The sequence below is a fragment of the Glutamicibacter uratoxydans genome (genome assembly GCF_050753455.1).
GTDB classification, from domain to species: domain Bacteria; phylum Actinomycetota; class Actinomycetes; order Actinomycetales; family Micrococcaceae; genus Glutamicibacter; species Glutamicibacter uratoxydans_A.
Map to the genome: position 1 here is coordinate 1,783,781 of NZ_CP192736.1, position 21,354 is coordinate 1,805,134.

The following is a 21,354-nucleotide window of genomic DNA, read 5'->3' on the forward strand; positions in this document are numbered from 1 at the left end:
ATCCTCATCTTCCGCCGTGACCAGTGGTGTTACCGACTACAGTACCGCTGCATCGTGCTGCTGGCTCAGTAGGGCTAAACACTCGCTGACTTGTTCGTGCGTTTGGGTGTGCGACCAATCCAGCTCCGCGCCGAGAATCTCGGCGACTTCTTCGGCCAATTCACGATTCACTAGGCCACGGAAGGCCAGATCGGTGCGGCGAATAAACACGTCGGCAAGCTTTGCCACTTGTTCTTCGCGGACCAGATATTTCAGCTCCTGAACCGAAAGCTCGGGACTGTGCTGTAACACCTGCTCCTCGTGCCCGAGCGCCGCCAACACCTCATCGGCCCGCGTGCCATAGCGTTCTAAGAGCACGCCCGCTCGGAATTCCCCCACCTGCGATGCGCGTTGCTGAACCCAACGATCCATGTCTTCTTGGGTGCGGGGGAAGTTCTTACCGCCACCAATGTGCACACCGACCGTGCTGTGGATCCGGTCGGCTCGCAAATATTTCAGAGCCCGATCACCCAAAGTTTCGGCTAAGGCCCGGAAAGTTGTCCACTTGCCACCGATCAACGAAAACATGACGGTTCGATCGGTGAGCCGGGTTTCTTTGACCTGATAATCCCGCGAGACGAAGCCCGGTGCGGTGTCGTCGTGATGCGGTAGCGGTCGTACCCCGGAGAAACGGTAAACAATGTCTTTGCGATCCACCGTGATGTTCGGGAAGACGTGTTGGATCAACCGGAAAAAATACTCGACTTCTTCCTCGGTGCAAACCGCTGGCTCACGCATATCGTGTTCTAGATCGGTGGTGCCCACCAGCACCCGGTCTAGGAGTGGATAGATCAGCACGATTCGGCCGTCGGAATGCTCGAAAAAGATCTCTCGGCCGCCGGTGGCTGCGAGCAGTTCCGGGTGATCTAAGACAATATGCGAACCCTTGGTTCCACCGGTCCAGTTGGTCTGCATTCCAAGCTGCTCAGTGGTTAAATCCACCCACGCGCCGGTCGCGTTGAAGATGACATCGGCACCAAAGTCAAACTCTTCACCGGTGAGTTCATCGCGTAGCTGGGCCCGTCCGTCGCGGAACCCGGTCAGCGATACGTAGTTGCTGGCTCGAGCCTGAATTGGCTCCGCCAGTCCATCGCGCAGCAAATCCAAGGTCAGGCGTTCGGGGTTATGGACCGATGCGTCAAAGTAGGTGGCGGTGTACTTCACGTCTTGGCGTAGTTCGGGGAGATCTTTGCGTGCGGCCTGACCCCAAGTGAAATTGTGCCACGGGGTATTTCGACCACTAATCCCGGCAAAAATGTCGTACATGACCAGTCCCGCCTTGATCAGCAGGGCACCGCGTTCACTTGCCTTGCCTTGGCGGTGGGTTAAAAAGCGCAGCGGCGCGGAGAAGAGGCCGGAGAAGGTGGAAAAAATCGGGATGGTGGTACGTAAGGGTTTGACATAGTGCGGGGCGATTTCCAAGAGCGTATTGCGTTCTCGCACCGATTCGTGGACGAGCCGGAATTCACCATTCTCCAGATAGCGAATCCCCCCGTGAATCATGTGTGAACTGGCGCCGGATGCTCCCTGACAATAATCGCCCCGTTCGACCAGAGCCACATCGATTCCCTGCATTGCCAGATAGCGGAAAGTCGCTACACCATTGATCCCGCCACCAACGATCAGTACCTGAGCTTCGGGCCGCTCACGTAATCTCTCTAATTGCTCCCGAATCACGATGTGTGGGCTCCCTTCACTGGCCGCTTTCCGTCTCACGTCCAGTCTGCTAGTTGTCGAACGCTCAGGTCAACCAAAATGTAGTGAACCTACCCGCAAGTTGGGATGACAGTGAGGGGCCAGCCGCACTGTCCCCCGAACGGGTCCTTTCCCCCTGCGCTGCTGAGCTTGCGCGTCAGGCCCACTACAGGATTTAGCGACACCACAATCGGTCTTTGGCCGCTGGCGTAAAAATTCGGCTCCGGGGAAGGCAACATCAAATTGTCGGCACCTGCTGGTTAAAATTGAAGATATGAGCTTTCGTGAAGTCCTCGTGTCCACACATCATCATCAAGGTTCGAGCATGAAGGTTTATAGCTACCCCAGCGCCTCCCCCACCCCGGCCGGAGTGATCTTCGCGGTGCATGGATTCCGGGGTGACCACCATGGGCTTGAACGAATCAGCGAAGAGCTTCGCGACTATACCCTGATCATTCCCGATCTGCCTGGCTTCGGCTCCTCCACCGCGATGAACCAAACACACGATGTGGAACAGTACGCGCGGGTGCTTGATGAGTTGTGCGCCGAGTTGGAACTCGGTGGGCACGTGGTGCTGGTGGGACACTCCTTCGGCTCATTAGTGGCCGCTAAGTTAGCAACTTTGCGTGAGTTTGCGGCGCTGGTCCTGATCAACCCGATTTCCGAGCCGCCCCTTGAATCTTCGCAACGACTCGTTGCCACTCTGGCGAGCAAGTTCTATTCGCTCTGCGCCAAAATGCCGGGTAATATCGGTGAGGCGATTCTACGCTCCTCCTTGGTGACCGATGCGATGAGCGCGTTCATGACCAAGAGCAGGGATCCGCAGATCCGCCGTTATGTGCGTGAGCAGCATCGCGCCTATTTCGGTGGGTTCGCCAACCGTCAGACTCTCGCGCAGGCCTATCAGGCATCGATTAGCCACACGGTCCAGCAGTGGGCACCGGGGATCGCCGAGCCAGTCTTAATGGTGGGTGGCGAGCTGGATGAGATGGGAAGCCCCACCACCCAAGAAGAGCTGCGCTCCGTTTTCCCGGACGCGGAACTAGTCATGCTGCCTGAGGTGGGCCATCTGATCCATTACGAAAAGGCCGAAGAAACCGCCACAGCTATCCGCTGCTTCCTTCAGCGACTCGCTGCGTGATCCAGTTCTAGCCCCGAACCATACTCATGCGGGCTTCGAGCCAGCCACTTACAACACTTCGTCGGGGTCAACGGCAAGGTTAACGAGAGGTTCCTTGGCCGCTGACATCCTTGCCCGCAAGGCGCGTAAAGCGCCAGTGACTTCTGGGCCATCCGCATACGAGAAAAACAAGACATAGCGATGCTCATGAGTTTCTTCAGCAATGCTCGGCCCATGAACCCGCACCGGGGCGCTTAAAGCCGAAACGAAGCGTTCAGCTCCGGGTCCGCTGACAATTGCCGATCGCACCGCCGGGGGCAGCCCGATCTGGTGACGTTCAATCAGTTCACGTTCGGCAAATCCGGCAGGATCCCAGCGAACCAGAGCCGCTCCCGCGGGGCTGGGGTTTCCAGTGAGCACCACAGTTCCCTGACTCTGGGCCAGAGCCGCAGCGGTGAACCACCGCGTCAGCACTTGTTCGGCGTTGCGCAGCGAATCGTGGGCCAACATTTTATCGGCATCAAGCAATAACACCGCCCCATAACCGTTCTCTGCGGTGGGTTCGGCGCCCGGGGTCGCAACCACAAGAGCTGGCTTATCTGGGATATTACGGACCGGTTTCGCTCCGGTGGAGGAAATCACCGGAACCTTGGTAAAGGCCTGCCCCAGTTCTTCGGCGGTGCGCTGTGCACCGATGCTCACGGCGCGAAGTCGTGGGGAGGAACAGTTCGCACACCGGTGATTACGGTAATAAATACCGCACCATTTGCAGTTGATTGAACTGTTGGTTCCCGAGATTTGTAACGGGCCTTGGCAGTCGGGGCAGCGTGCGAAGCTACGGCAGTCCTGACAAGCCAGCGCCGGCACGAAACCGGTACGGGCGACCTGGACTAGCACCGGCCCGGTTTCCAGCGCCTTGCTTGCCTCCCGCCACGCTAAAGAAGGTATACGTGCGCGAGCCAGCATGGGATCACGTTCGAGCTCAAAGTCGTTGGTGGTGGCGACAACTCGAGCCACACGAGCACGGAGCAGATCTCGGGGTAGCTTCAGCTCCTCAGCCCACCCAGTGTCCACCAGCCGCTGGGCTTCAACACTGCGCGAGCTGGAGGCAATCAGCAAGGAGCAGTCGCTATGCTGACTGCGGAGCAACGCAACTTCTCGACTGTGCTGGTATGGAGCCCGTTGCTCGCGGTGCGACTGGTCGCTGTCCTGCCAGAGGATGATCAGTTCAAGGTCCGGGACATGGCAAAGGGCCGCGGAACGCGTACCGATGACGAGGGAAACCTCCCCACTAATGGCACGCAAGAAGTTACGGTAGCGCGGAGTCGGCCCATCTTCGGCCTGTAGCCGGGCGTATGCCGCAGAACCGATAGTTGCATCCAGATAGCTGCTCAGCCGCACGAGGTCTGCGGCGTCGGGCACGATGATGAGTACCGCGTGACTACGCCTGAGCACCGGACGAGCGGCATCAACTAGGAATCCGGGCCATGACCCGGCGAAGTTGGGGACCCAGCTGGTAACTGCGCGCACCCGTTCGCCGTGGCCGAGATGTTCAAGGAACCGTTCTCCCCCAGCATAGTGGGACAGCTGATTGTCATCTGGTTCTTCGAGAACCAGCTGGACGACTTCCCGCGTTTCTTTTTCGACCCGGGCGGCCCGGGCAGGAATTGCTGAGCGGACCACATCCCAGAGGGTTCCGGCATAGCGTTCGGCGATAAGCTCGGCACAGCCCAGTATCTCTGGGAAGAGGACTTGGGTGGGTGAGACCAGCTTTCCCAGTTCACGCAGCTTGAACTCGGGGCGCATATCGCGGATGAGCTCGGTGACCAGCCCGTCGAGTTGCCGTCCAGAGAATGGAATTTTGACCCGCATACCCACCCCAATACTTTCATGGAGTGAAGCAGGAACAATGTAGTCAAAGGGCCGGTCCAAGTGTGGGACCGGAGAATCAATCAGCACCCGAGCCACCAGCTTTATGGCTGCTGGCTCGGGTGCTGCGATTAGTGCGTCCTGTGACACGAAGCAGTCCTCAACGGGCTAAACGTTGAACCAAGCGCGTAGCGCCTCAACCTTGTCCAAACGCTCCCAAGTGAAATCGTTATCGTCGCGGCCGAAGTGACCGTGAGCGGCGGTCTTCTGGTAGATCGGGCGCTTCAGATCCAGATCTTCGATGATGCCCAGCGGACGCAGGTCAAAGATTTCGTTGATGGCCCGGGTGATCTTCAACGGGTCAACGGTCTCGGTGCCGAAGGTTTCCACGTAGAGTCCCACCGGACGGGCCACGCCGATCGCGTAGGCGATCTGGACTTCGGCGCGGCGTGCCAAACCAGCGGCCACCACATTCTTGGCTACCCAACGCATGGCGTAAGCGGCCGAACGGTCGACCTTCGAGGGATCCTTACCCGAGAATGCGCCACCACCGTGGCGGGCAAAACCACCGTAGGTGTCCACAATGATCTTTCGTCCGGTCAATCCGGCGTCACCGACCGGTCCGCCGATGATGAACGGGCCGGAAGGGTTCAAGATGATCTTGGTCTGCGAGGTATCCAAACCGGACTTCTCCAAGACCGGGGTGACTACTTCTTCGAGTAAATCGGCTTTCAGCGTCTCCAGCTCGTATTCGGCAGCGTGCTGGCTGGAGACCACCACAGTGTCGATCGAGACTGGCTTGTCTCCGTCGTAACCAATAGTGACCTGAGTTTTACCGTCCGGGCGCAGCAGTGGCAAGCGCGCGTTCTTGCGCACCTGAGTCAACCGTTCGGAAAGTCGGTGAGCCAGGAAGATGGGGGTTGGCATCAGCGAATCGGTTTCATCCGAGGCATAGCCAAACATCAGTCCCTGGTCGCCAGCACCCTGCAAATCACGGGGGTCCTTGGCGGTACCCTGGCGTGACTCCAAGGAGTTGAAAACACCGTCATGGATTTCCTGAGACTGCTGACCAATTGAGACCGACACGCCACAGCGGGCCCCATCGAAACCATTGGCCGAGGAGTCATAGCCGATATCCAAGATGGTGCGGCGGACAATCTCGGGGATTTCTACATAACCGTCGGTGGTTACCTCACCGGCAACATGGACCAGGCCGGTGGTGGTCAGGGTTTCCACCGCGACCTTGGAGTTCGGATCCTGCGCCAGCATGGCATCCAAGATGGCGTCGGAGATCTGATCGCAGATCTTATCCGGGTGTCCCTCGGTTACAGATTCCGAGGTAAACAGGCGTAGTTCTGGGGTAGATGAAGTCACGTAAATACTCTATCTGGTCGGACTGACCCTTTAGCGGCACCCAAGTCGTTGAATGAACTTTCGCGACATGGTTCTGATCACTTATGACACGTGCTTTGCGTTATATTGCGTTAGCCAACTGGTTTATGACGGTGCGCGCCACCTGAAGTTTACTTCCGGCCGCAGTGACCGCTTCACTTCCGTCGGCAAAGAGGATGGTGGCGTCATTGGTTTCGGCGCCGAAGGTTTTAGTTGCGCCCACTTCGTTCACCACCAAGATTTCACAACCCTTTTTCGCCAGCTTCGCCCGGCCGTAGTCCAGCACGCTCCCTTCGGCATCGCCGGTCTCCGCGGCGAAACCGACAATCAGGGCCGGTAGCTGGCTGTCGTTAGCTCGAGCGGCAACAACTTCAGCGAGAATATCCGGGTTACGCACCAGCTCAATGATGGGTGCCGAGTGCTCATCGCGTTTCTTAATTTTAGCTGTCTCGATGCTGGCCGGGCGGAAGTCTGCTACAGCGGCGTTCATGATCAGCACATCTTGACCCGGCGCGTGGGTGAACACGGCCTCCCGCAATTCCAATGCCGAGGAGGCATGGATCAGGGTTACCCCGTGCGGGGCTGCGACTTCCAAATGCGTCGCGATCAGAGTCACGATCGCTCCAGCGTCGCGGGCGGCTTGCGCCAGCGCCACGCCCTGGCGTCCCGAGGAACGGTTGCCTAGGAAACGCACCGGGTCCAAGGGTTCCCGTGTCCCACCGGCGGTAATCAGGATTTTCTTGCCCTTCAGTACCGGATCGTTCAAGTAGCTTTGGATCTGTTCAAAAATCTCTTCGGGTTCTGGAAGTCGTCCAGGCCCGGAATCCTTGCCGGTGAGGCGTCCCACCGCCGGTTCGATAATGTGTACACCGCGTTCGCGCAAGGTAGCAACGTTGGCGGTGGTCGCGGGATGCTGCCACATTTCGGTGTGCATGGCCGGGGCCATCACCACCGGGGCTTGGGTGGCCAACAGGGTGCCGGTGAGCAGATCATCGGCCAACCCGGTCGCGGCCTTAGCCAACAGATCGGCAGTAGCTGGAACCACCAGCACCAGATCGGCCTCTTGCCCCAAGCGCACATGGTTCACGGTGTCCACCGCGTCAAAGACGTTGGAGGTCACTGGGTTACCGCTGAGCGCCTCAAAAGTCGCATTGCCCACGAACTGGGCGACATTATCGGTCGGGATGACATCTACATGGTGTCCGGCTTCGCGCAGCAGGCGGAGCAGGAGCACGGACTTATAGGCAGCGATTCCGGCGGAGACGCCCAGCACAATTCTCTTCAAGAACAATCCTCAAGGTTAAAAGCGGATGGCGCCCACCAATGAAGTGGGACGCCATCCATGCGATGTGGGTACTACTCGGCTTCGGCCGGAGTGACCTTCAGCAGGCCCTCGTTCAGCTCGCGCAGAGCAATAGTCAACGGCTTTTCGTTGAGCTTAGTTTCCACCAGTGGGCCAACGTACTCGAACAGGCCTTCATTCAGCTGTGCGTAGTAGGCGTTGATCTGGCGGGCGCGCTTAGCCGAATTCAGCACCAGCGCGTACTTTGACTCTTCCTTGGTCAGCAATGAGTCAATTGAAGGATTAATGATTCCTTCGAGGTTTTCAGTCACAAGACTCCCCTTATTTTTCGTTTAGCCCCATACGGGCCACAAGCTCTTCGGCGGCACGCGACACACTGTCATTGACAATGGTGACGTCGAATTCGGATTCCGCTGCAAGTTCTAGTTTAGCGGTTTCTAGACGCCGCTGCTGTTCTTCGGTGGTTTCGGTGCCGCGACCGATCAAACGCCGCACCAATTCGTCCCAGGAAGGCGGGGCCAAGAACACGAACTGCGCATCCGGCATGGTCTCTTTGACCTGACGGGCACCTTGCAGATCGATCTCTAACAGGACCTTCTTACCCTCGGCCACAGCCTTTTCGACCGTTGAACGGATCGTGCCGTAACTGTTTTGGCCGTGCACGACCGCCCATTCGAGCATCTCGCCCGATTCGACAAGCTCGCCAAAGCGTTGTGGGCCCACAAAGAAGTAGTGAACCCCTTCCACCTCCCCCGGGCGCGGATCACGGGTCGTTGCCGAAACCGACAACCAGACCTGCGGATAGTTCTCACGGATGTAGGTGGAGACTGTTCCCTTGCCTACGGCCGTGGGGCCGGCTAGAACTGTTACCGACGCTGGGGTCATTGACTACGCTTTCGTTTTGGGTGGCGATTGCTTGAAGTGCTCGGTGATGGCCACACGCTGTTTACGTCCCAGCCCACGCAGTCGGCGCGAAGGGGAAATGCCCAGGCGATCCAACAGGTTGGCGGCACGGACTTCGCCCACGCCGGGTACCGATTCGAGCAGGTCCATGACACGCATGCGCCCTACTGCTTCATCTTCGTACACCAAGTCTAGTACTTCGGTGATGGAGATTTTGCCGGTGCTGAATTGGGCTTTGATTTCGGCACGGCGGGTTCGGGCTGCTAGCGCCTTGGCACGAGCACGGATCCGATCTTCATCTGATAGTTCTCGTAGTACCATTTTTAGCCATCCTTCATCGAGTTGTGGACTAAGGCCATGTTGTCAACGTAACCAGCAATTGCCTCGATTGCAAGAGTAATCGCGCTGTGGCTACCAGAAACTTTAGTTGCCACAGCGCGATCTGACTACCCAAAACGGTTAACTTACAGAGATCAATTCCTCACGGACCGCCACCGCGCGAGCACGCAGAGCGGCAAGGTCCGGTCCGGCCTTGAGAATATCTCGGCTGCTGGTAGCTAACACCTGAGAAAAACACCCGGCGAAAGAGTCGGCAAGATCACGTGCCGTCGCTCCTTGAGCACCGAGCCCCGGAGTCAACAGCGGTGCCTTGCTGGCGGCCAAATCAATACCCAATTTGGCCGGGGCATCGCCCACCGTGGCACCAATGACCAGTCCCACGTGGCCCAACTCATCGGCTTGCGCGTTCTCTGCGGTGACCGCGTCGATGATGCGCTTGGCCACCGAAGCATCCCCGCCCACATGCTGCACGCTAGGACCTTCCGGATTGGAGGTCAGCCCCAAGACGAACACACCCCGGCCAGTTTCTGCGGCTAGGTCAAGGGCCGGGCGCAGCGACTCGTACCCCAGGTACGGGCTGAGCGTCACCGCGTCGGCAGCCAACGGGGACGAATCGCTCAGCCAGGCGCTGGCATACGCAGCCATGGTTGAACCAATATCCCCGCGCTTAGCATCAGCCAAGGTCAGCAGGTTCTTTTCCTTAGCCAGCGCCAAGGTTTCTTCGAGCACCGCAAAACCTGCCGAACCGAAACGCTCATAGAGTGCCACCTGTGGTTTGACGATCGCCGCCACGCCACTCAAAGCTTCGATGGCATCGAGTGAGAAACGGCGCAACCCGGTCACGGTATCCCCCACACCCCAAGCTTCAAGCAGCCCGGGGTGTGGGTCGATGCCCACACAGAGCGGGCCATGGGTGTCCATGGCCACGCGTAGGGTGGTACCGAAATTAGACATTGCTCACATCCGAGAGCAGATCTGGGTGCTCCTGCAAGCTGGTGACATCCCAGTTGTAGTGACGCAGCGCGCTGATCGCCTGCACCGCGGCACCGAATTCGGCCACGGTGGTGATGATCGGGGTGCCCACACTGGTCGCAGCGGCACGGATCTCATAACCGTCCCCGCGGGCCTCGGAGCCCGAAGGGGTGTTCAAGATGAGCCCGATCTCCCCTTCGGTGATCATATCCACGATGGTTTCCCCGCCCTCATGGACCTTCTTCACCACGGTGGTCGGGATACCGTTGCGGCGCAGCACCTGGGCGGTTCCGCCGGTGGAGACGATCTCAAAGCCGTTATCGGCCAGGTGCTTGACCGGCAACACGATCGAACGCTTGTCCCGGTTAGTGACCGAAACGAATACCTTGCCGGCGGTGGGCAGCGGGTTATTGGCTGCTGCCTGGGACTTAGCGAAGGCGGTGTCGAAGTATTTATCGATACCCATCACTTCACCGGTGGAGCGCATTTCCGGGCCGAGCAGCGAGTCGACGACCTTACCTTCTGGGGTGCGGAATCGGCTGAAGGGCAGTACGGCTTCCTTCACAGCTACTGGTGCGGTTTCTGGCAGGTGGGTGCCATCACCGGTGGCTGGCAGCAGTACGCCACGCAGATCCGCGATAGTTTTGCCCACACCGATCATGGCCGCGGCCTTGGCCAGCTGAACGCCGGTGGCCTTGGAAGTGAACGGTACGGTGCGGCTAGCCCGTGGGTTGGCTTCAATCACGTAGAGGATGTCCCCGGCCAGTGCGAACTGGATGTTGATCAGACCACGCACACCCACACCTTCGGCGATGGCGCGGGTTGCTTCGCGCACCTTTTCACGCACATCGTGGCCCAGAGTGATCGGGGGCAGCACACAGGCCGAGTCGCCGGAGTGAATACCGGCTTCCTCGATGTGCTCCATGATGCCGCCCATGTACAGTTCGGTGCCATCAAAGAGTGCATCCACGTCGATTTCGATGGCGTCTTCCAAGAAGCGGTCCACCAATACCGGGTGATCCACGGTGATTTCCGTGGCGTTGGCGATGTAGCGAGCCAGGTTCGCCTCGTCATAGACGATCTCCATGCCGCGCCCGCCCAGCACGTAGCTTGGGCGCACCAGTACCGGGTAACCAATCTCATCGGCGATCCGCTTGGCATCCTTGAAGGAGACGGCCGTGCCGTTCTTCGGGGCCACCAGACCGGCCTGATCCAGCACCTGCTGGAAGGCGCCACGGTGTTCAGCCAAGTCGATGGCCTCTGGGGAGGTGCCCAGGATTGGCACGCCGGCGGCCTTCAGTTCCGCGGCCAGCTTCAGCGGGGTTTGTCCGCCCAGCTGGACGAACACACCGAGCACCCCGCCGGACTGCTCTTCGGCGTGGATGATCTCCAGCACGTCTTCCAAGCTCAACGGCTCGAAGTAGAGACGGTCGGAGATGTCGTAGTCGGTGGAGACGGTTTCCGGGTTGCAGTTGACCATCACGGTCTCGTATCCGGCCTCACGCAAGGCCATCACCGCGTGCACGCAGGAGTAGTCGAACTCGATGCCCTGGCCGATGCGGTTTGGTCCGGAGCCGAGGATGATCACCGACTTCTTCTCGTGGGTTGCCACCTCGTTTTCCTCATCGTAGGAGGAGTACAGGTACGGGGTGTAGGCCTCGAATTCGGCGGCGCACGTGTCCACGGTCTTGTACACCGGGCGGATATCCAGTGCGTGACGCACCCCGCGCACCACGGCCTCGGAGTTGCCGGTGAGCTTGGCGATCTGCGCATCGGAGAAGCCATGACGCTTCGCCTCGCGCAGCACCTCGGCGTTCAGGTTCTTTGATGCGGCCACCATCGCGGCAGTTTCGTTGATCAGCTGCAGCTGATCGAGGAACCAAGGGTCGATGGCGCTGGCTTCGTAGAGGGTTTCGATGGACACCCCGGAGAGCAGCGCGCGCTGCACTAGGGAGAGCCGCTCGGTGGTGCCCACTTCGATCTTCTTCAAGACCTCGGGGATGTCCTCTTCGCGCAGTGGCTCGAAGGACAGTTCGCTGCCCTTCTGCTCCAAGGAGCGCAGCGCCTTCTGCAGCGCCTCGGTGAAGTTACGGCCCAGGCTCATCGCCTCGCCCACCGACTTCATGGTGGTGGTCAGGGTGGCGTCGGCGGCCGGGAACTTCTCAAAGGCGAAGCGTGGGACCTTCACCACGACATAGTCTAAGGCTGGTTCGAAGGAGGCCGGGGTCTTCTTGGTGATATCGTTCTGGATTTCATCCAGGGTGTACCCCAGGGAGACCTTGGTCGCAATCTTGGCGATCGCGAAACCGGTGGCCTTGGAGGCCAGCGCGGAGGAACGCGAAACCCGCGGGTTCATTTCGATGACGACCACACGCCCGGTGTCGGGTTCGATGGCGAACTGGATATTGCAGCCACCGGTGTCCACACCCACCTCGCGGATCACCGCGATGGAGATGTCACGCAGCTTCTGGTATTCGCGGTCGGTCAGCGTCATGGCCGGGGCCACGGTGATCGAATCGCCGGTGTGCACGCCTACCGGGTCAAAGTTTTCGATGGAGCACACGACCACGACATTGTCGTTCTTGTCGCGCATCATCTCCAGCTCGTATTCCTTCCAGCCCAGGATGGACTCCTCCAGGAGCACCTCGGTGGTTGGCGAGTACTGCAGACCGGCGCCGGCGATGCGGCGCAGATCCTCGGGGTTGTAGGCCATACCGGAGCCCAGCCCACCCATGGTGAAGGACGGACGGACCACTACCGGGTACTTCAGCTCCTCCACTGCCGCAAAGGCTTCGTCCATGGTGTGCACGATGATCGACTTGGCCGATTCGGCGCCACAACGCTCCACCACGCCCTTGAACTTCTCGCGGTCTTCACCCAGTTCAATGGCTTCGATGTTCGCGCCAATGAGTTCCACGTCGTACTTCTTCAGCACGCCGTTCTTATCCAGGGCGATCGCGGTGTTCAGTGCGGTCTGCCCACCCAGGGTTGGCAGGATCGCATCCGGGCGTTCCTTGGCAATAATCTGCTCGACCACTTCCGGGGTGATCGGTTCCACGTAGGTGGCGTCGGCGAACTCCGGGTCGGTCATGATGGTGGCCGGGTTGGAGTTGACCAGGATGACCCGCAGGCCCTCCTCCTTCAGCACGCGCAGTGCCTGAGTACCGGAGTAATCAAATTCGGCGGCCTGACCGATGACGATCGGGCCGGAACCGATGACCAATACTGAGTTCAGATCGGTACGCTTTGGCATTACTTGTTGTCCTTACCTGCAAAGTTGTCCAGTACATCGGCGAAGCGGTCAAAGAGGTTTGCCGCATCGTGGGGGCCGGAGGCTGCCTCGGGGTGGTACTGCACCGAGAACGCCGGGATATCCAGGCAGCGCAGTCCCTCAACCACCTGATCGTTCAGCGAGTAGTGAGAGACCTCTACGTTGCCAAAACGCTCGATGGGTGCGGTGAAAGTGCCTTCCAGCGGGGCGTCGACGGCGAAACCGTGATTCTGGCTGGTGATTTCTACCTGCCCGGTTTCCTTCACCTTCACCGGCTGGTTGATCCCGCGGTGACCAAAACGCAGTTTGTAGGTGTCCAAACCTAGCGCACGGCCCAGGATCTGGTTACCGAAGCAGATCCCGAAGTATGGGATACCGGCATCGAGCACTTCGCGGACCAGTTCGATTTGTTCGGTGGCGGTGGCCGGGTCACCGGGGCCGTTGGAGAAGAACACGCCCGAGGCACCGGTGGCCTTGATGTCTTCCAAGTTGGCATCGTGCGGCAGCACGTGCACGCGCATCCCGCGTTCGGCCAAGCGGATCGGGGTCATCGCCTTGATACCTAGGTCGATGGCTGCCACGGTGTGCTTCACTTCTCCGTCCCAGCCATGATCCTTGGGCTCGACGAAGTAGGCTTCATCCACCGATACTTCGGCGGAGATATTGCGTCCGGCCATCGAAGGCTGTGCGGCCACCTCGGCCACCAGTTCGGCCTCCGGACGGTCAGCGGCTGCACCGGAGAAGATCCCAGCCTTCATCGCCCCCGCTTCGCGCAGGTGACGGGTCAGGGCGCGGGTGTCGATGCGTTCGATGCCCACAATGTTGTTGCTGATCAGATCATCTTCCAAGGTGCGCACACTGCGCCAGTTGCTGGGACGGCGGGAGGCTTCACGCACTACGTAGCCGGCGGCCCACATCCGGGTGGACTCCGGGTCTTCGTCGTTCACCCCGGTGTTTCCGATATGCGGGAAGGTCTGCACCACGATCTGGTGGGCGTAGGAGGGATCAGTCAGGGTTTCCTGGTACCCGGTCATGCCGGTGGTGAATACCGCTTCACCGAGGGTTGTGCCCACCGCGCCGTAGCTGCGTCCACGGAAGATGCGACCATCTTCCAACACCAGCACTGCTTCTGGGGTGCTTTGAGTATTCACTAGTTTGTCTCCTGCTCTGCTTCATCATCGATCTGTGATGCAAGCAACTGATAAATCTTTGCGATATCCGTGTGGTAGCGGGCGCGAAACCCGGTGTCGAACTCGGCCTCGTCCTTGGCCCAACCCACAACGACCAGCCCGTCCTTCTCCACAAACTTCCCGGCCATGCCGCTCGCCCGCTTCAACCGGGTTAAGGCGCTGTAGGGGATGTGCACGTCATTGCCGCCGCGCATGAAATGCACTCCGCGTTCACCGATGACCAGGTCCGCGTTGCCGCGCACACCTAGCCCGTGCACCGCGATGCGGTCCAGCCAATCCTCCCCGCCGGTGGTGCAGACATACATCCCTTCGAAGCGGTGCACTTCCACATCTTCGAAGTTCTCATAGGGCGCCGGGACCTGACTTTGGCGGCGGATCCGGTTGCGCCACCCGAGCCAGATCAGCACCACCGCGGCGATGATGACCGCCAGGGTCAGGCCAATGGAAAAGACATACGAGTTCATTTAGTTGCTGCTCCGTGGGGTGGCCAATTCCCCGTCGAGCACCGTGGGGTGACCGTGGTAGAAGGTGGCGCGCACCTGGCCCGGTAGTTCCATGCCGGCAAACGGTGAGTTCCGGCCCTTGGTTTCCATTGCGTAGGGGTCCACGATCCAGCGCACGGCCGGGTCCACCAAGGTCAGGTTCGCCGGTTCACCCACCGCGATGGGGCGGCCCTGATCGGTGAGCCGACCGATGGCGGCCGGGGCGCTGGAAGTAATCCGGGCCACGTCCTTCCAGCCGATCAGCCCGGTGTCCACCAGCGTGTGCTGCACGATTGACAGGGCGGTCTCCAGACCGGTCATCCCCATCGCGGCAGCACCCCACTCGCATTCCTTGGTTTCGGCGGTGTGCGGGGCGTGATCGGTACCGATGACATCGATGGTGCCATCGGCCACAGCCGCGCGCAGCGCCTGCACATCACTGGCCCGGCGCAAGGGCGGGTTCACCTTGTACACCGGGTCGTAGCTGCGCACCAACTCGTCGGTGAGCAGCAGATGGTGTGGGGTGACCTCGGCGGTCACCTGAATTCCGCGGGCCTTGGCCCAACGGATGATCTCCACACTGCCAGCGGTGGACACGTGGCAAATGTGTAGCCGTGCCCCCACATGCTCGGCTAAGAGCACATCGCGGGCGATGATCGATTCCTCGGCTACGGCCGGCCAACCGCCCAAGCCTAAGTCCGCGGAGACTTCACCCTCGTTCATCTGGGCGCCCTCGGTTAGCCGTGGCTCCTGCGCGTGCTGGGCAATCACCCCGTCGAAGGCCTTCACATATTCCAGGGCGCGGCGCATCAACAGCGGATCCCACACGCAGATCCCGTCATCGGAGAACATTTTCACCGCGGCCCGCGAGTCGGCCATCGCCCCGATTTCGCTGAGCTGTTCACCGGCCAGTCCCACGGTGACCGCACCTACCGGGCGCACATCCACCCAGCCAGCACGCCGTCCCAGCTCATAGACCTGCTCCACTACCCCGGCGGTGTCGGCCACCGGGGTGGAGTTGGCCATGGCGTGCACTGCGGTGAAACCGCCCTTGGCTGCGGCCTTGGACCCGGTTTCCACGGTTTCAGCGTCTTCCCGGCCAGGTTCGCGCAGGTGCGTATGCGGATCCACCAGTCCGGGCAGCAGCACCTGGCCGCTGGCATCGATCACGTGGGCGTCTTCGGCCTCCAGCCCGGCGCCGATCTGGGCGATCAGCCCATCAACGATCAACACATCCGCGGTTTCTTCGCCCAAAATGTTGGCGTGACGAATCAGATAGTTCATGGACCTAGCTTTCCTTGATCAAGTCGCCGGAGAGGAGCATATAGAGGCTGGCCATTCGCACGGCCACACCATTGGTGACCTGGTCCAGCACGGTCGAGCGCGGTGAATCCGCGGCGGCCGAAGAGATTTCCAGACCACGATTCATCGGGCCCGGGTGCATAATCAGGGTTTCATCACCCGCAGCATCCAGCGCGGCGAGCCGGGCATCATCCAACCCCCAGTAGCGCGAGTATTCGCGCGGGTTCGGGAAGTAGGCCGCGTGCATCCGCTCCCCCTGCACCCGTAACATCATCAGCGCGTCCACCCCGGAGGCAATGACCTCATCGAGGTCGTAGCTGATGGTGCACGGCCAGGCGTGCGCGCCCACCGGCAGCAGGGTGGGTGGGGCCACCATGGTGACCTCGGCGCCCAGCGTTTTGAGCAGCCACAGGTTGGAGCGGGCCACCCGGCTGTGCAGAATGTCCCCGACAATGGCGACCTTCAGCCCATCCAAGCCCTGACCTTGGGCCTCACGACCATTGCGGAGCGAAAGCTGCCGGCGCAGGGTGAAGGCGTCCAGGAGCGCTTGGGTGGGGTGTTCGTGGGTGCCATCGCCCGCGTTGACAATCGGCAATCCGATCCAGTCGGTGGCGGCCAGCCGTGCCGGGGCGCCGGAGTCCGGGTGTCGAATCACCACGGCATCCGCACCGATGGCCAGCAGGGTTTGTGCGGTGTCTTTCAGCGACTCGCCCTTGGACACCGAGGAGCCCTTGGCGGAGAAGTTGATCACGTCCGCGCTCAAACGTTTGGCGGCAGCCTCAAATGAGATCCGGGTGCGCGTGGAATCTTCGAAGAACAGGTTCACCACGGTGCGTCCGCGCAGCGCCGGAAGCTTCTTTACGTCGCGGGTGCCGTAGGCGCGCATTTCTTCGGCAATATCGAGGATTTGGATCGCTTCGGCACGCGTAAGATCCGCGGTAGAAATCAGGTGTTTCATGCCCCCGCCTCGATGATGACCTCATTGTGTTCATCGGTCTCACGCAAATGAACCCGGACCTTTTCGCTTTTCGCGGTGGGCAGGTTCTTGCCCACATGGTCGGCCCGGATCGGTAGTTCACGGTGTCCACGGTCCACCAACACGGCGAGCCGGACAATCCGCGGCCGGCCCCAGTCCGCGAGTGCGTCCAGTGCCGCGCGGATGGTGCGTCCCGAATAGAGGACGTCATCGACCAGCACTACTACTTTGCCATCGATCCCTTCCGCCGGTAGCCGTGTGGGAGCCGGGGTGCGGGTAGAAGAGTGCCGTAAATCATCGCGGTACATGGTGATATCGAGCTGGCCCACCAGAGATTCGGGGGCGATGCCTTCGGCGGAGGATGCGGCGATGCGTTCGGCCAGCCGTTGGGCTAACGGAAAACCGCGGCGCGGGATGCCCAGTAGGACTAAGTCCTTGGTACCCTTATTGGCCTCAATAATCTCGAAGGCGATGCGTGTGAGGACTCGTTCAATGTCATCGGAATTCAGCACGGTGCGTGCCGCCGGTGACGCTGAGGAAATTTCGCTCATCTGGGTGCATCTCTCCCTTCTTCGCCTCACGGGACGATCTTAAAGGAATATTGCTTCTTAGAAATTATCACGGGCGTGCACTCATCCCCTAGCTGATTACCCATGCATGGCGATGAATAGGCTATGGGATCGCCCACACCGCGCCTAGGTGTGGGTTTCGGCCGGTGCACTTGCGGGCAGCTTAGCCGCTGCGTAATTGGGCTAGGGTGTGCGTGATTTCCGGGCCCGGGCTCATCCCTAAGTCCATTTGCAGCCGGTCGATGAACGCTAAGAGTTCGGCCGCCGCGGCGGCCCGATGCCCTTGGCGTGCCTCGGCCAAAGCGAGCGTGCTGGCGGCCCTTTCGCTCAGCGGGTCCAAAACCAGCGCCTGGCGGGCTAAGCGCACCGCACAGTCCGCGCGGTCGGTGCCCAGTAAGCATCCGGCGCAGTGTTGCAAAGTTTCGGCCCGCAAGGCCCGCCATTGTTGTTGCTCGGGAAGTAACCACAGATCATCCCAGTCCGGCAGTAGCTCCCCGGCCTGCAGGAGCTGCTCCACCTCACCGGGGTGCAACTGACCCACGCTGCCCCAGTGCGTCAGAGACTCTGCCAGTTGCCGGTAATCTATCTGGGTGTGCTCGCTGATTTCCAGCCAACCATCGGAGCAGAGCACCAGGCCCGCGGCTTGTCGATGAATGTGGTGCAGACTCACCCGCAAACTATCCAGCGCCCGCGAATCGGTGCTGTCGGGCCACAGCGTGCCGGCCAGCCGCGGGCGCGGTAAAGCGCCGCGTACGGCCAACAGGGCGAGCACGCGTTGTTCGCGCAGGCATAAGGGGATCCGTCGTCCGCAGGAGGTTAAACCCCACCGAAGAAGTAGCTGTAGCTTAAATTGCGGCCTCATCGCTCGATCCCCCTCGCCCCGCATGGAAGCGCTCAGCACTTTGACCCTCGCCACCGGTCTATCTTTGTACTGTTTCAGCCGCTGTGGGCCGCGTCAATGCATCGAGCGAAGGTGCTGGGGTTATCACCAATAGCTTGTTTTGCGTCTGCGCGATCTGCGCCCACGCTAGTCACCGGTGCGAGCCTGCCGGTGCTCCGGGGCTGCTGCTCCCCAGCGGGACCCCGCGCTAGGCGACATGTTGGTGCGGGCGCGGATCTTTAACGCCAAAGGTCGTGGTGCCCACCCCTTTTTTAGGGTGTACACCACGACCGTTTAAGAGGTGAGGGATTAGTCGATCAAGGTGTCCTTGATCTGCTGGATCCGCCCCAGCACACCGTTGACGAATTCCGGAGAGTCGTCGGTGGACAGTTCACGAACGTTGGCGACCGCCTCGGACACGGCAACCGCGTCGGGAATCTCGTCGTTGTACAACAGTTCCCAAATCCCGATGCGCAGTGCCACCCGGTCGACCGCGGGCATCCGCTCAATGGTCCAGCCGCGAACGTAGCTCTCTAAGATCTCATCGATACGTTCGCGGTGCGCCATCACGCCCTCCATAATGGTCAACGAGTATTCGTTGAGCACAATTTCGGAGTTTTCGCGGCGCGAAATGGCGACCTGCAACGGGTCGGCGTCGCGCTGTTCGGCTTCAAACAGGAATTCCAGGGCCCGCCGGCGAGCCTTGGCGCGGGCACTCACTAGGAGACACGTCCTAGATAATCGCCGGTGCGGGTATCAACCTTGACCTTGGTGTTCTGATCCACGAACAGTGGAACCTGGATTTCCTTACCGGTTTCCAAGGTGGCTGGCTTGGTGCCGGCCGAGGAACGATCGCCCTGCAAGCCAGGCTCGGTGTAGGTAATTTCCAAAACTACCGACGGTGGCAGTTCCACGTACAGTGGGTTGCCATCGTACATGGCGATGGTCAGTTCCTGGTTTTCCAGCATGTAGTCTGCGGCGTCGCCCACGGTGGCGGCAGCGACGGTCACCTGGTCGTAGTCATCCAGGTTCATGAAGACGAAGTCTTCACCGTCCTGGTAGAGGTACTGGTAGTCGCGGCGATCAACGTTGGCGGTCTCAATCTTCGCGCCGGCGTTGTAGGTCTTGTCCTGCACACGGCCGGTGAGCACGTTACGCATCTTGGTGCGCACGAACGCGCCACCCTTGCCCGGCTTTACGTGCTGGAATTCGATGATGGTCCACAGCTGGCCATCGATCTTAATGACCTGACCGTTTTTGATGTCAGTCGTATCTCCCACGAGTCCTCAATCCTCTTATGCAGCCAGCTCGCGCCAGCCTTTGTCAAAAAACCATTGTCCAGTGTAGCGCATTGGCTTAGGCGCTGGCTTGCAAGCGCTCTTGGGCAACTTCTAGGCAGATGCGCGATGCCTGCAACAGGTGTTCGGGCGAATCGATGGCCTGACGCTGTTCCAGTGCCAGCGAAAACCGGGTGATTGCCGCGCGGTAGTCACCGGTTTCGTAGAAAGCCATGCCCAGATGATGCAACATGAGTGCCTCATATTCGGTGCCGGCGAACTCCTCGGCGAGCTTGCGCAACCGGTGGATCGCGCGATGCAAATCACCTTGAATACGGGTTAATTCGGTATCCAATACCCGCAGGTGAGCGTTCATCGGATCGAGCAGACGCTGCTCGGCGATCATTTCGCCGGCCTGTGAGAGTTCACCGCGAGCCAGGTGAATGACCACCTGATCGGTGGGTGAACCCACTTCCATGGAACGCTGGGCGGCGGCTTCGTCGGCCACAAAAGCGCGCATGGTCTGTGGGTCAATCAGAATCCCGGCGATGCTGGTATCCACGCCCTGGCGGTTGACCGAGGCGACGTCGAAGTGCAGAGAATCGTGTCGCACATCCATCATGGTCACTCCCCAATCTCCTGGTATGCGGCGAAGAGCAGCGAGTTATCGGGGACCTCATAAATTCGTGGCCGGCCGATGTCCTCCAAGACCACGAAGCGTAGCTGATCTCCGCGGGCCTTCTTATCGCGTTTCATTCCGTCTAAGAGTGCGGCCCACCGGTCGTTGCGGTAAGTGGTGGGTAGCCCCAAGGAGGAGAGGATGGAGACGTGGCGATCGGCCACAGCATCGGAGGTATAACCCACCGAGCGGCCCAATTCGGCGGCGAAACACAGGCCGATGGACACCGCGGCGCCGTGGCGCATCGCGTAACGTTCGGCCAGTTCAATAGAGTGCGCCAGGGTGTGGCCGTAGTTCAAGAACTCGCGTTCCCCGTTTTCCTTCAGATCCCGGGAGACCACATCGACCTTCACCGCGATGGTGCGCTCGATAATTTCACGTAGCCGGTCACTGGCCGGGTCAATGGCGTCGGCCGGGTCCTCTTCGATGAGTTCCAGGATCCGTTCATCCTTGATGAAACCGCATTTAACCGCTTCGGCTAAACCGGTGACCAGTTCGTTTTTGGGGAGGGTAGCTAGGCTATCGAGGTCTGCCAGCACGGCGGTGGGCGGGTGGAAAGCCCCGACCAGGTTCTTGCCTTCGGCGGTGTTAATTCCGGTTTTACCGCCCACGGCGGCGTCAACCATTCCCAGTAGTGAGGTGGGGATGTGAATGACCTTCACGCCACGCAACCAGGTCGCGGCCACAAAACCGGCCACGTCGGTGACTGCGCCGCCGCCGACGGAAATGATCGCATCGCTGCGGGTGAAATCGTTCTTCCCCAAAACTTCCCAGCAGAAGGCGGCCACCTGAATGTGCTTGCCTTCTTCGGCGTCGGGGATTTCGGCGGTCATTGCCGTGTACCCTTGGGCGTCAAGTTCATCCTTGACCAAGTCCCCGGTGGTGCGTAGGGCACGCGGGTGAATGATCAAAACTTTCTTGACATTAACCGGCAGCAGCCCGGGAAGTTCGCCGAGCAAACCGTTGCCGATCAGAACCGGGTAATTGGCTTCCGGAGTGTTTCCGGTGACCTGAAGTGTGGTGGGTGCTAAAGGCATCCGTTGAGATCCTCCTGTGGTGCTGATCTTTCCAGACTACGCCCGCACGGAGTCATTCG

Annotated in this window: 20 protein-coding genes; 1 reads left to right on the top strand and 19 read right to left on the bottom strand. The window is 60.2% G+C overall.

From position 1 onward, the window contains the following. Nucleotides 1-36: 36 nt before the first annotated feature. Nucleotides 37-1,716, bottom strand: a complete 1,680-nt coding sequence (locus ACQQZ8_RS08140; RefSeq protein WP_431709343.1) for an FAD-dependent oxidoreductase — start codon at nt 1,714-1,716, stop codon at nt 37-39. Between the two features lie 343 nt (nt 1,717-2,059). On the opposite strand from ACQQZ8_RS08140, the gene ACQQZ8_RS08145 reads away from it, so the two are divergent. Continuing rightward, nucleotides 2,060-2,875 carry an alpha/beta fold hydrolase gene (locus tag ACQQZ8_RS08145; protein WP_431709344.1) on the top strand — a complete coding sequence of 272 codons (816 nt, stop codon included), beginning with the start codon at nt 2,060-2,062 and terminating at the stop codon, nt 2,873-2,875. A gap of 48 nt (nt 2,876-2,923) precedes the next feature. Here ACQQZ8_RS08145 and ACQQZ8_RS08150 read toward each other — a convergent pair whose 3' ends face one another. The 18 genes from ACQQZ8_RS08150 to aroB all read right to left on the bottom strand — a co-directional run bounded on the left by ACQQZ8_RS08150 (nt 2,924) and on the right by aroB (nt 21,295). Continuing rightward, nucleotides 2,924-4,873: a primosomal protein PriA gene (locus ACQQZ8_RS08150; RefSeq protein ID WP_431709345.1), complete on the bottom strand. Its 1,950-nt coding sequence runs from the start codon at nt 4,871-4,873 to the stop codon at nt 2,924-2,926. Between the two features lie 18 nt (nt 4,874-4,891). Then, nucleotides 4,892-6,097 (bottom strand): methionine adenosyltransferase, encoded by a 1,206-nt coding sequence (metK, locus tag ACQQZ8_RS08155; protein ID WP_431709346.1) that lies wholly within the window; start codon nt 6,095-6,097, stop codon nt 4,892-4,894. Between the two features lie 100 nt (nt 6,098-6,197). Continuing rightward, nucleotides 6,198-7,400 (bottom strand): bifunctional phosphopantothenoylcysteine decarboxylase/phosphopantothenate--cysteine ligase CoaBC, encoded by a 1,203-nt coding sequence (gene coaBC / locus ACQQZ8_RS08160; RefSeq protein WP_431709347.1) that lies wholly within the window; start codon nt 7,398-7,400, stop codon nt 6,198-6,200. Between the two features lie 71 nt (nt 7,401-7,471). After that, nucleotides 7,472-7,729 carry a DNA-directed RNA polymerase subunit omega gene (gene rpoZ / locus ACQQZ8_RS08165; RefSeq protein WP_431709348.1) on the bottom strand — a complete coding sequence of 86 codons (258 nt, stop codon included), beginning with the start codon at nt 7,727-7,729 and terminating at the stop codon, nt 7,472-7,474. 10 nt (nt 7,730-7,739) lie between these two features. After that, entirely contained in the window at nt 7,740-8,303 is a 564-nt protein-coding gene (gmk, locus tag ACQQZ8_RS08170) for a guanylate kinase (RefSeq protein WP_431709349.1), read from the bottom strand. 3 nt (nt 8,304-8,306) lie between these two features. Then, on the bottom strand, nt 8,307-8,642 hold the full coding sequence (gene mihF / locus ACQQZ8_RS08175) for an integration host factor, actinobacterial type (protein ID WP_431709350.1): 336 nt from the start codon (nt 8,640-8,642) through the stop codon (nt 8,307-8,309). 138 nt (nt 8,643-8,780) lie between these two features. Then, a complete protein-coding gene (gene pyrF, locus ACQQZ8_RS08180) occupies nt 8,781-9,614 on the bottom strand; it encodes an orotidine-5'-phosphate decarboxylase (protein WP_431709351.1) in 834 nt (277 codons plus the stop codon). Continuing rightward, nucleotides 9,607-12,885: a carbamoyl-phosphate synthase large subunit gene (carB, locus tag ACQQZ8_RS08185; protein ID WP_431709352.1), complete on the bottom strand. Its 3,279-nt coding sequence runs from the start codon at nt 12,883-12,885 to the stop codon at nt 9,607-9,609. Before carB ends, pyrF begins: the two co-directional genes overlap by 8 nt. Then, nucleotides 12,885-14,054 (bottom strand): glutamine-hydrolyzing carbamoyl-phosphate synthase small subunit, encoded by a 1,170-nt coding sequence (gene carA / locus ACQQZ8_RS08190; protein WP_431709353.1) that lies wholly within the window; start codon nt 14,052-14,054, stop codon nt 12,885-12,887. The genes carB and carA overlap by 1 nt, the downstream gene beginning before the upstream one ends. Further along, nucleotides 14,054-14,557: a hypothetical protein gene (locus tag ACQQZ8_RS08195; RefSeq protein WP_431709354.1), complete on the bottom strand. Its 504-nt coding sequence runs from the start codon at nt 14,555-14,557 to the stop codon at nt 14,054-14,056. The genes carA and ACQQZ8_RS08195 overlap by 1 nt, the downstream gene beginning before the upstream one ends. Then, complete coding sequence (locus tag ACQQZ8_RS08200; RefSeq protein WP_431709355.1) at nt 14,558-15,859, bottom strand: dihydroorotase; 1,302 nt, start codon at nt 15,857-15,859, stop codon at nt 14,558-14,560. It lies immediately after the preceding gene. A 4-nt stretch (nt 15,860-15,863) separates the two neighbouring features. Continuing rightward, the gene (locus ACQQZ8_RS08205; RefSeq protein ID WP_431709356.1) at nt 15,864-16,835 is read right to left on the bottom strand and encodes an aspartate carbamoyltransferase catalytic subunit; all 972 of its coding nucleotides are present in this window, start codon (nt 16,833-16,835) and stop codon (nt 15,864-15,866) included. Next, complete coding sequence (pyrR, locus tag ACQQZ8_RS08210) at nt 16,832-17,404, bottom strand: bifunctional pyr operon transcriptional regulator/uracil phosphoribosyltransferase PyrR (protein WP_431709357.1); 573 nt, start codon at nt 17,402-17,404, stop codon at nt 16,832-16,834. The genes ACQQZ8_RS08205 and pyrR overlap by 4 nt, the downstream gene beginning before the upstream one ends. Nucleotides 17,405-17,585: 181 nt before the next feature. Further along, complete coding sequence (locus ACQQZ8_RS08215; RefSeq protein WP_431709358.1) at nt 17,586-18,284, bottom strand: AfsR/SARP family transcriptional regulator; 699 nt, start codon at nt 18,282-18,284, stop codon at nt 17,586-17,588. A gap of 327 nt (nt 18,285-18,611) precedes the next feature. Beyond that, nucleotides 18,612-19,022: a transcription antitermination factor NusB gene (gene nusB / locus ACQQZ8_RS08220; RefSeq protein WP_431709359.1), complete on the bottom strand. Its 411-nt coding sequence runs from the start codon at nt 19,020-19,022 to the stop codon at nt 18,612-18,614. After that, entirely contained in the window at nt 19,022-19,582 is a 561-nt protein-coding gene (gene efp / locus ACQQZ8_RS08225; protein ID WP_431709360.1) for an elongation factor P, read from the bottom strand. The genes nusB and efp overlap by 1 nt, the downstream gene beginning before the upstream one ends. A 76-nt stretch (nt 19,583-19,658) precedes the next feature. Further along, a complete protein-coding gene (locus ACQQZ8_RS08230) occupies nt 19,659-20,207 on the bottom strand; it encodes a tetratricopeptide repeat protein (RefSeq protein WP_431709361.1) in 549 nt (182 codons plus the stop codon). Next, complete coding sequence (gene aroB, locus ACQQZ8_RS08235) at nt 20,204-21,295, bottom strand: 3-dehydroquinate synthase (protein WP_431709362.1); 1,092 nt, start codon at nt 21,293-21,295, stop codon at nt 20,204-20,206. The genes ACQQZ8_RS08230 and aroB overlap by 4 nt, the downstream gene beginning before the upstream one ends. Between the last annotated feature and the right edge of the window lie 59 nt (nt 21,296-21,354).

Excerpts from the sequence above, each read along its gene's own strand:
- ACQQZ8_RS08145 (WP_431709344.1), top strand. The coding sequence starts at position 2,060 with ATGAAGGTTTATAGCTACCCCAGCGCCTCCCCCACCCCGGCCGGAGTG.
- gmk (WP_431709349.1), bottom strand. The coding sequence starts at position 8,303 with ATGACCCCAGCGTCGGTAACAGTTCTAGCCGGCCCCACGGCCGTAGGC.
- mihF (WP_431709350.1), bottom strand. The coding sequence starts at position 8,642 with ATGGTACTACGAGAACTATCAGATGAAGATCGGATCCGTGCTCGTGCC.
- pyrF (WP_431709351.1), bottom strand. The coding sequence starts at position 9,614 with ATGTCTAATTTCGGTACCACCCTACGCGTGGCCATGGACACCCATGGC.
- carB (WP_431709352.1), bottom strand. The coding sequence starts at position 12,885 with ATGCCAAAGCGTACCGATCTGAACTCAGTATTGGTCATCGGTTCCGGC.
- ACQQZ8_RS08195 (WP_431709354.1), bottom strand. The coding sequence starts at position 14,557 with ATGAACTCGTATGTCTTTTCCATTGGCCTGACCCTGGCGGTCATCATC.
- ACQQZ8_RS08200 (WP_431709355.1), bottom strand. The coding sequence starts at position 15,859 with ATGAACTATCTGATTCGTCACGCCAACATTTTGGGCGAAGAAACCGCG.
- ACQQZ8_RS08205 (WP_431709356.1), bottom strand. The coding sequence starts at position 16,835 with ATGAAACACCTGATTTCTACCGCGGATCTTACGCGTGCCGAAGCGATC.
- pyrR (WP_431709357.1), bottom strand. The coding sequence starts at position 17,404 with ATGAGCGAAATTTCCTCAGCGTCACCGGCGGCACGCACCGTGCTGAAT.
- ACQQZ8_RS08215 (WP_431709358.1), bottom strand. The coding sequence starts at position 18,284 with ATGAGGCCGCAATTTAAGCTACAGCTACTTCTTCGGTGGGGTTTAACC.
- aroB (WP_431709362.1), bottom strand. The coding sequence starts at position 21,295 with ATGCCTTTAGCACCCACCACACTTCAGGTCACCGGAAACACTCCGGAA.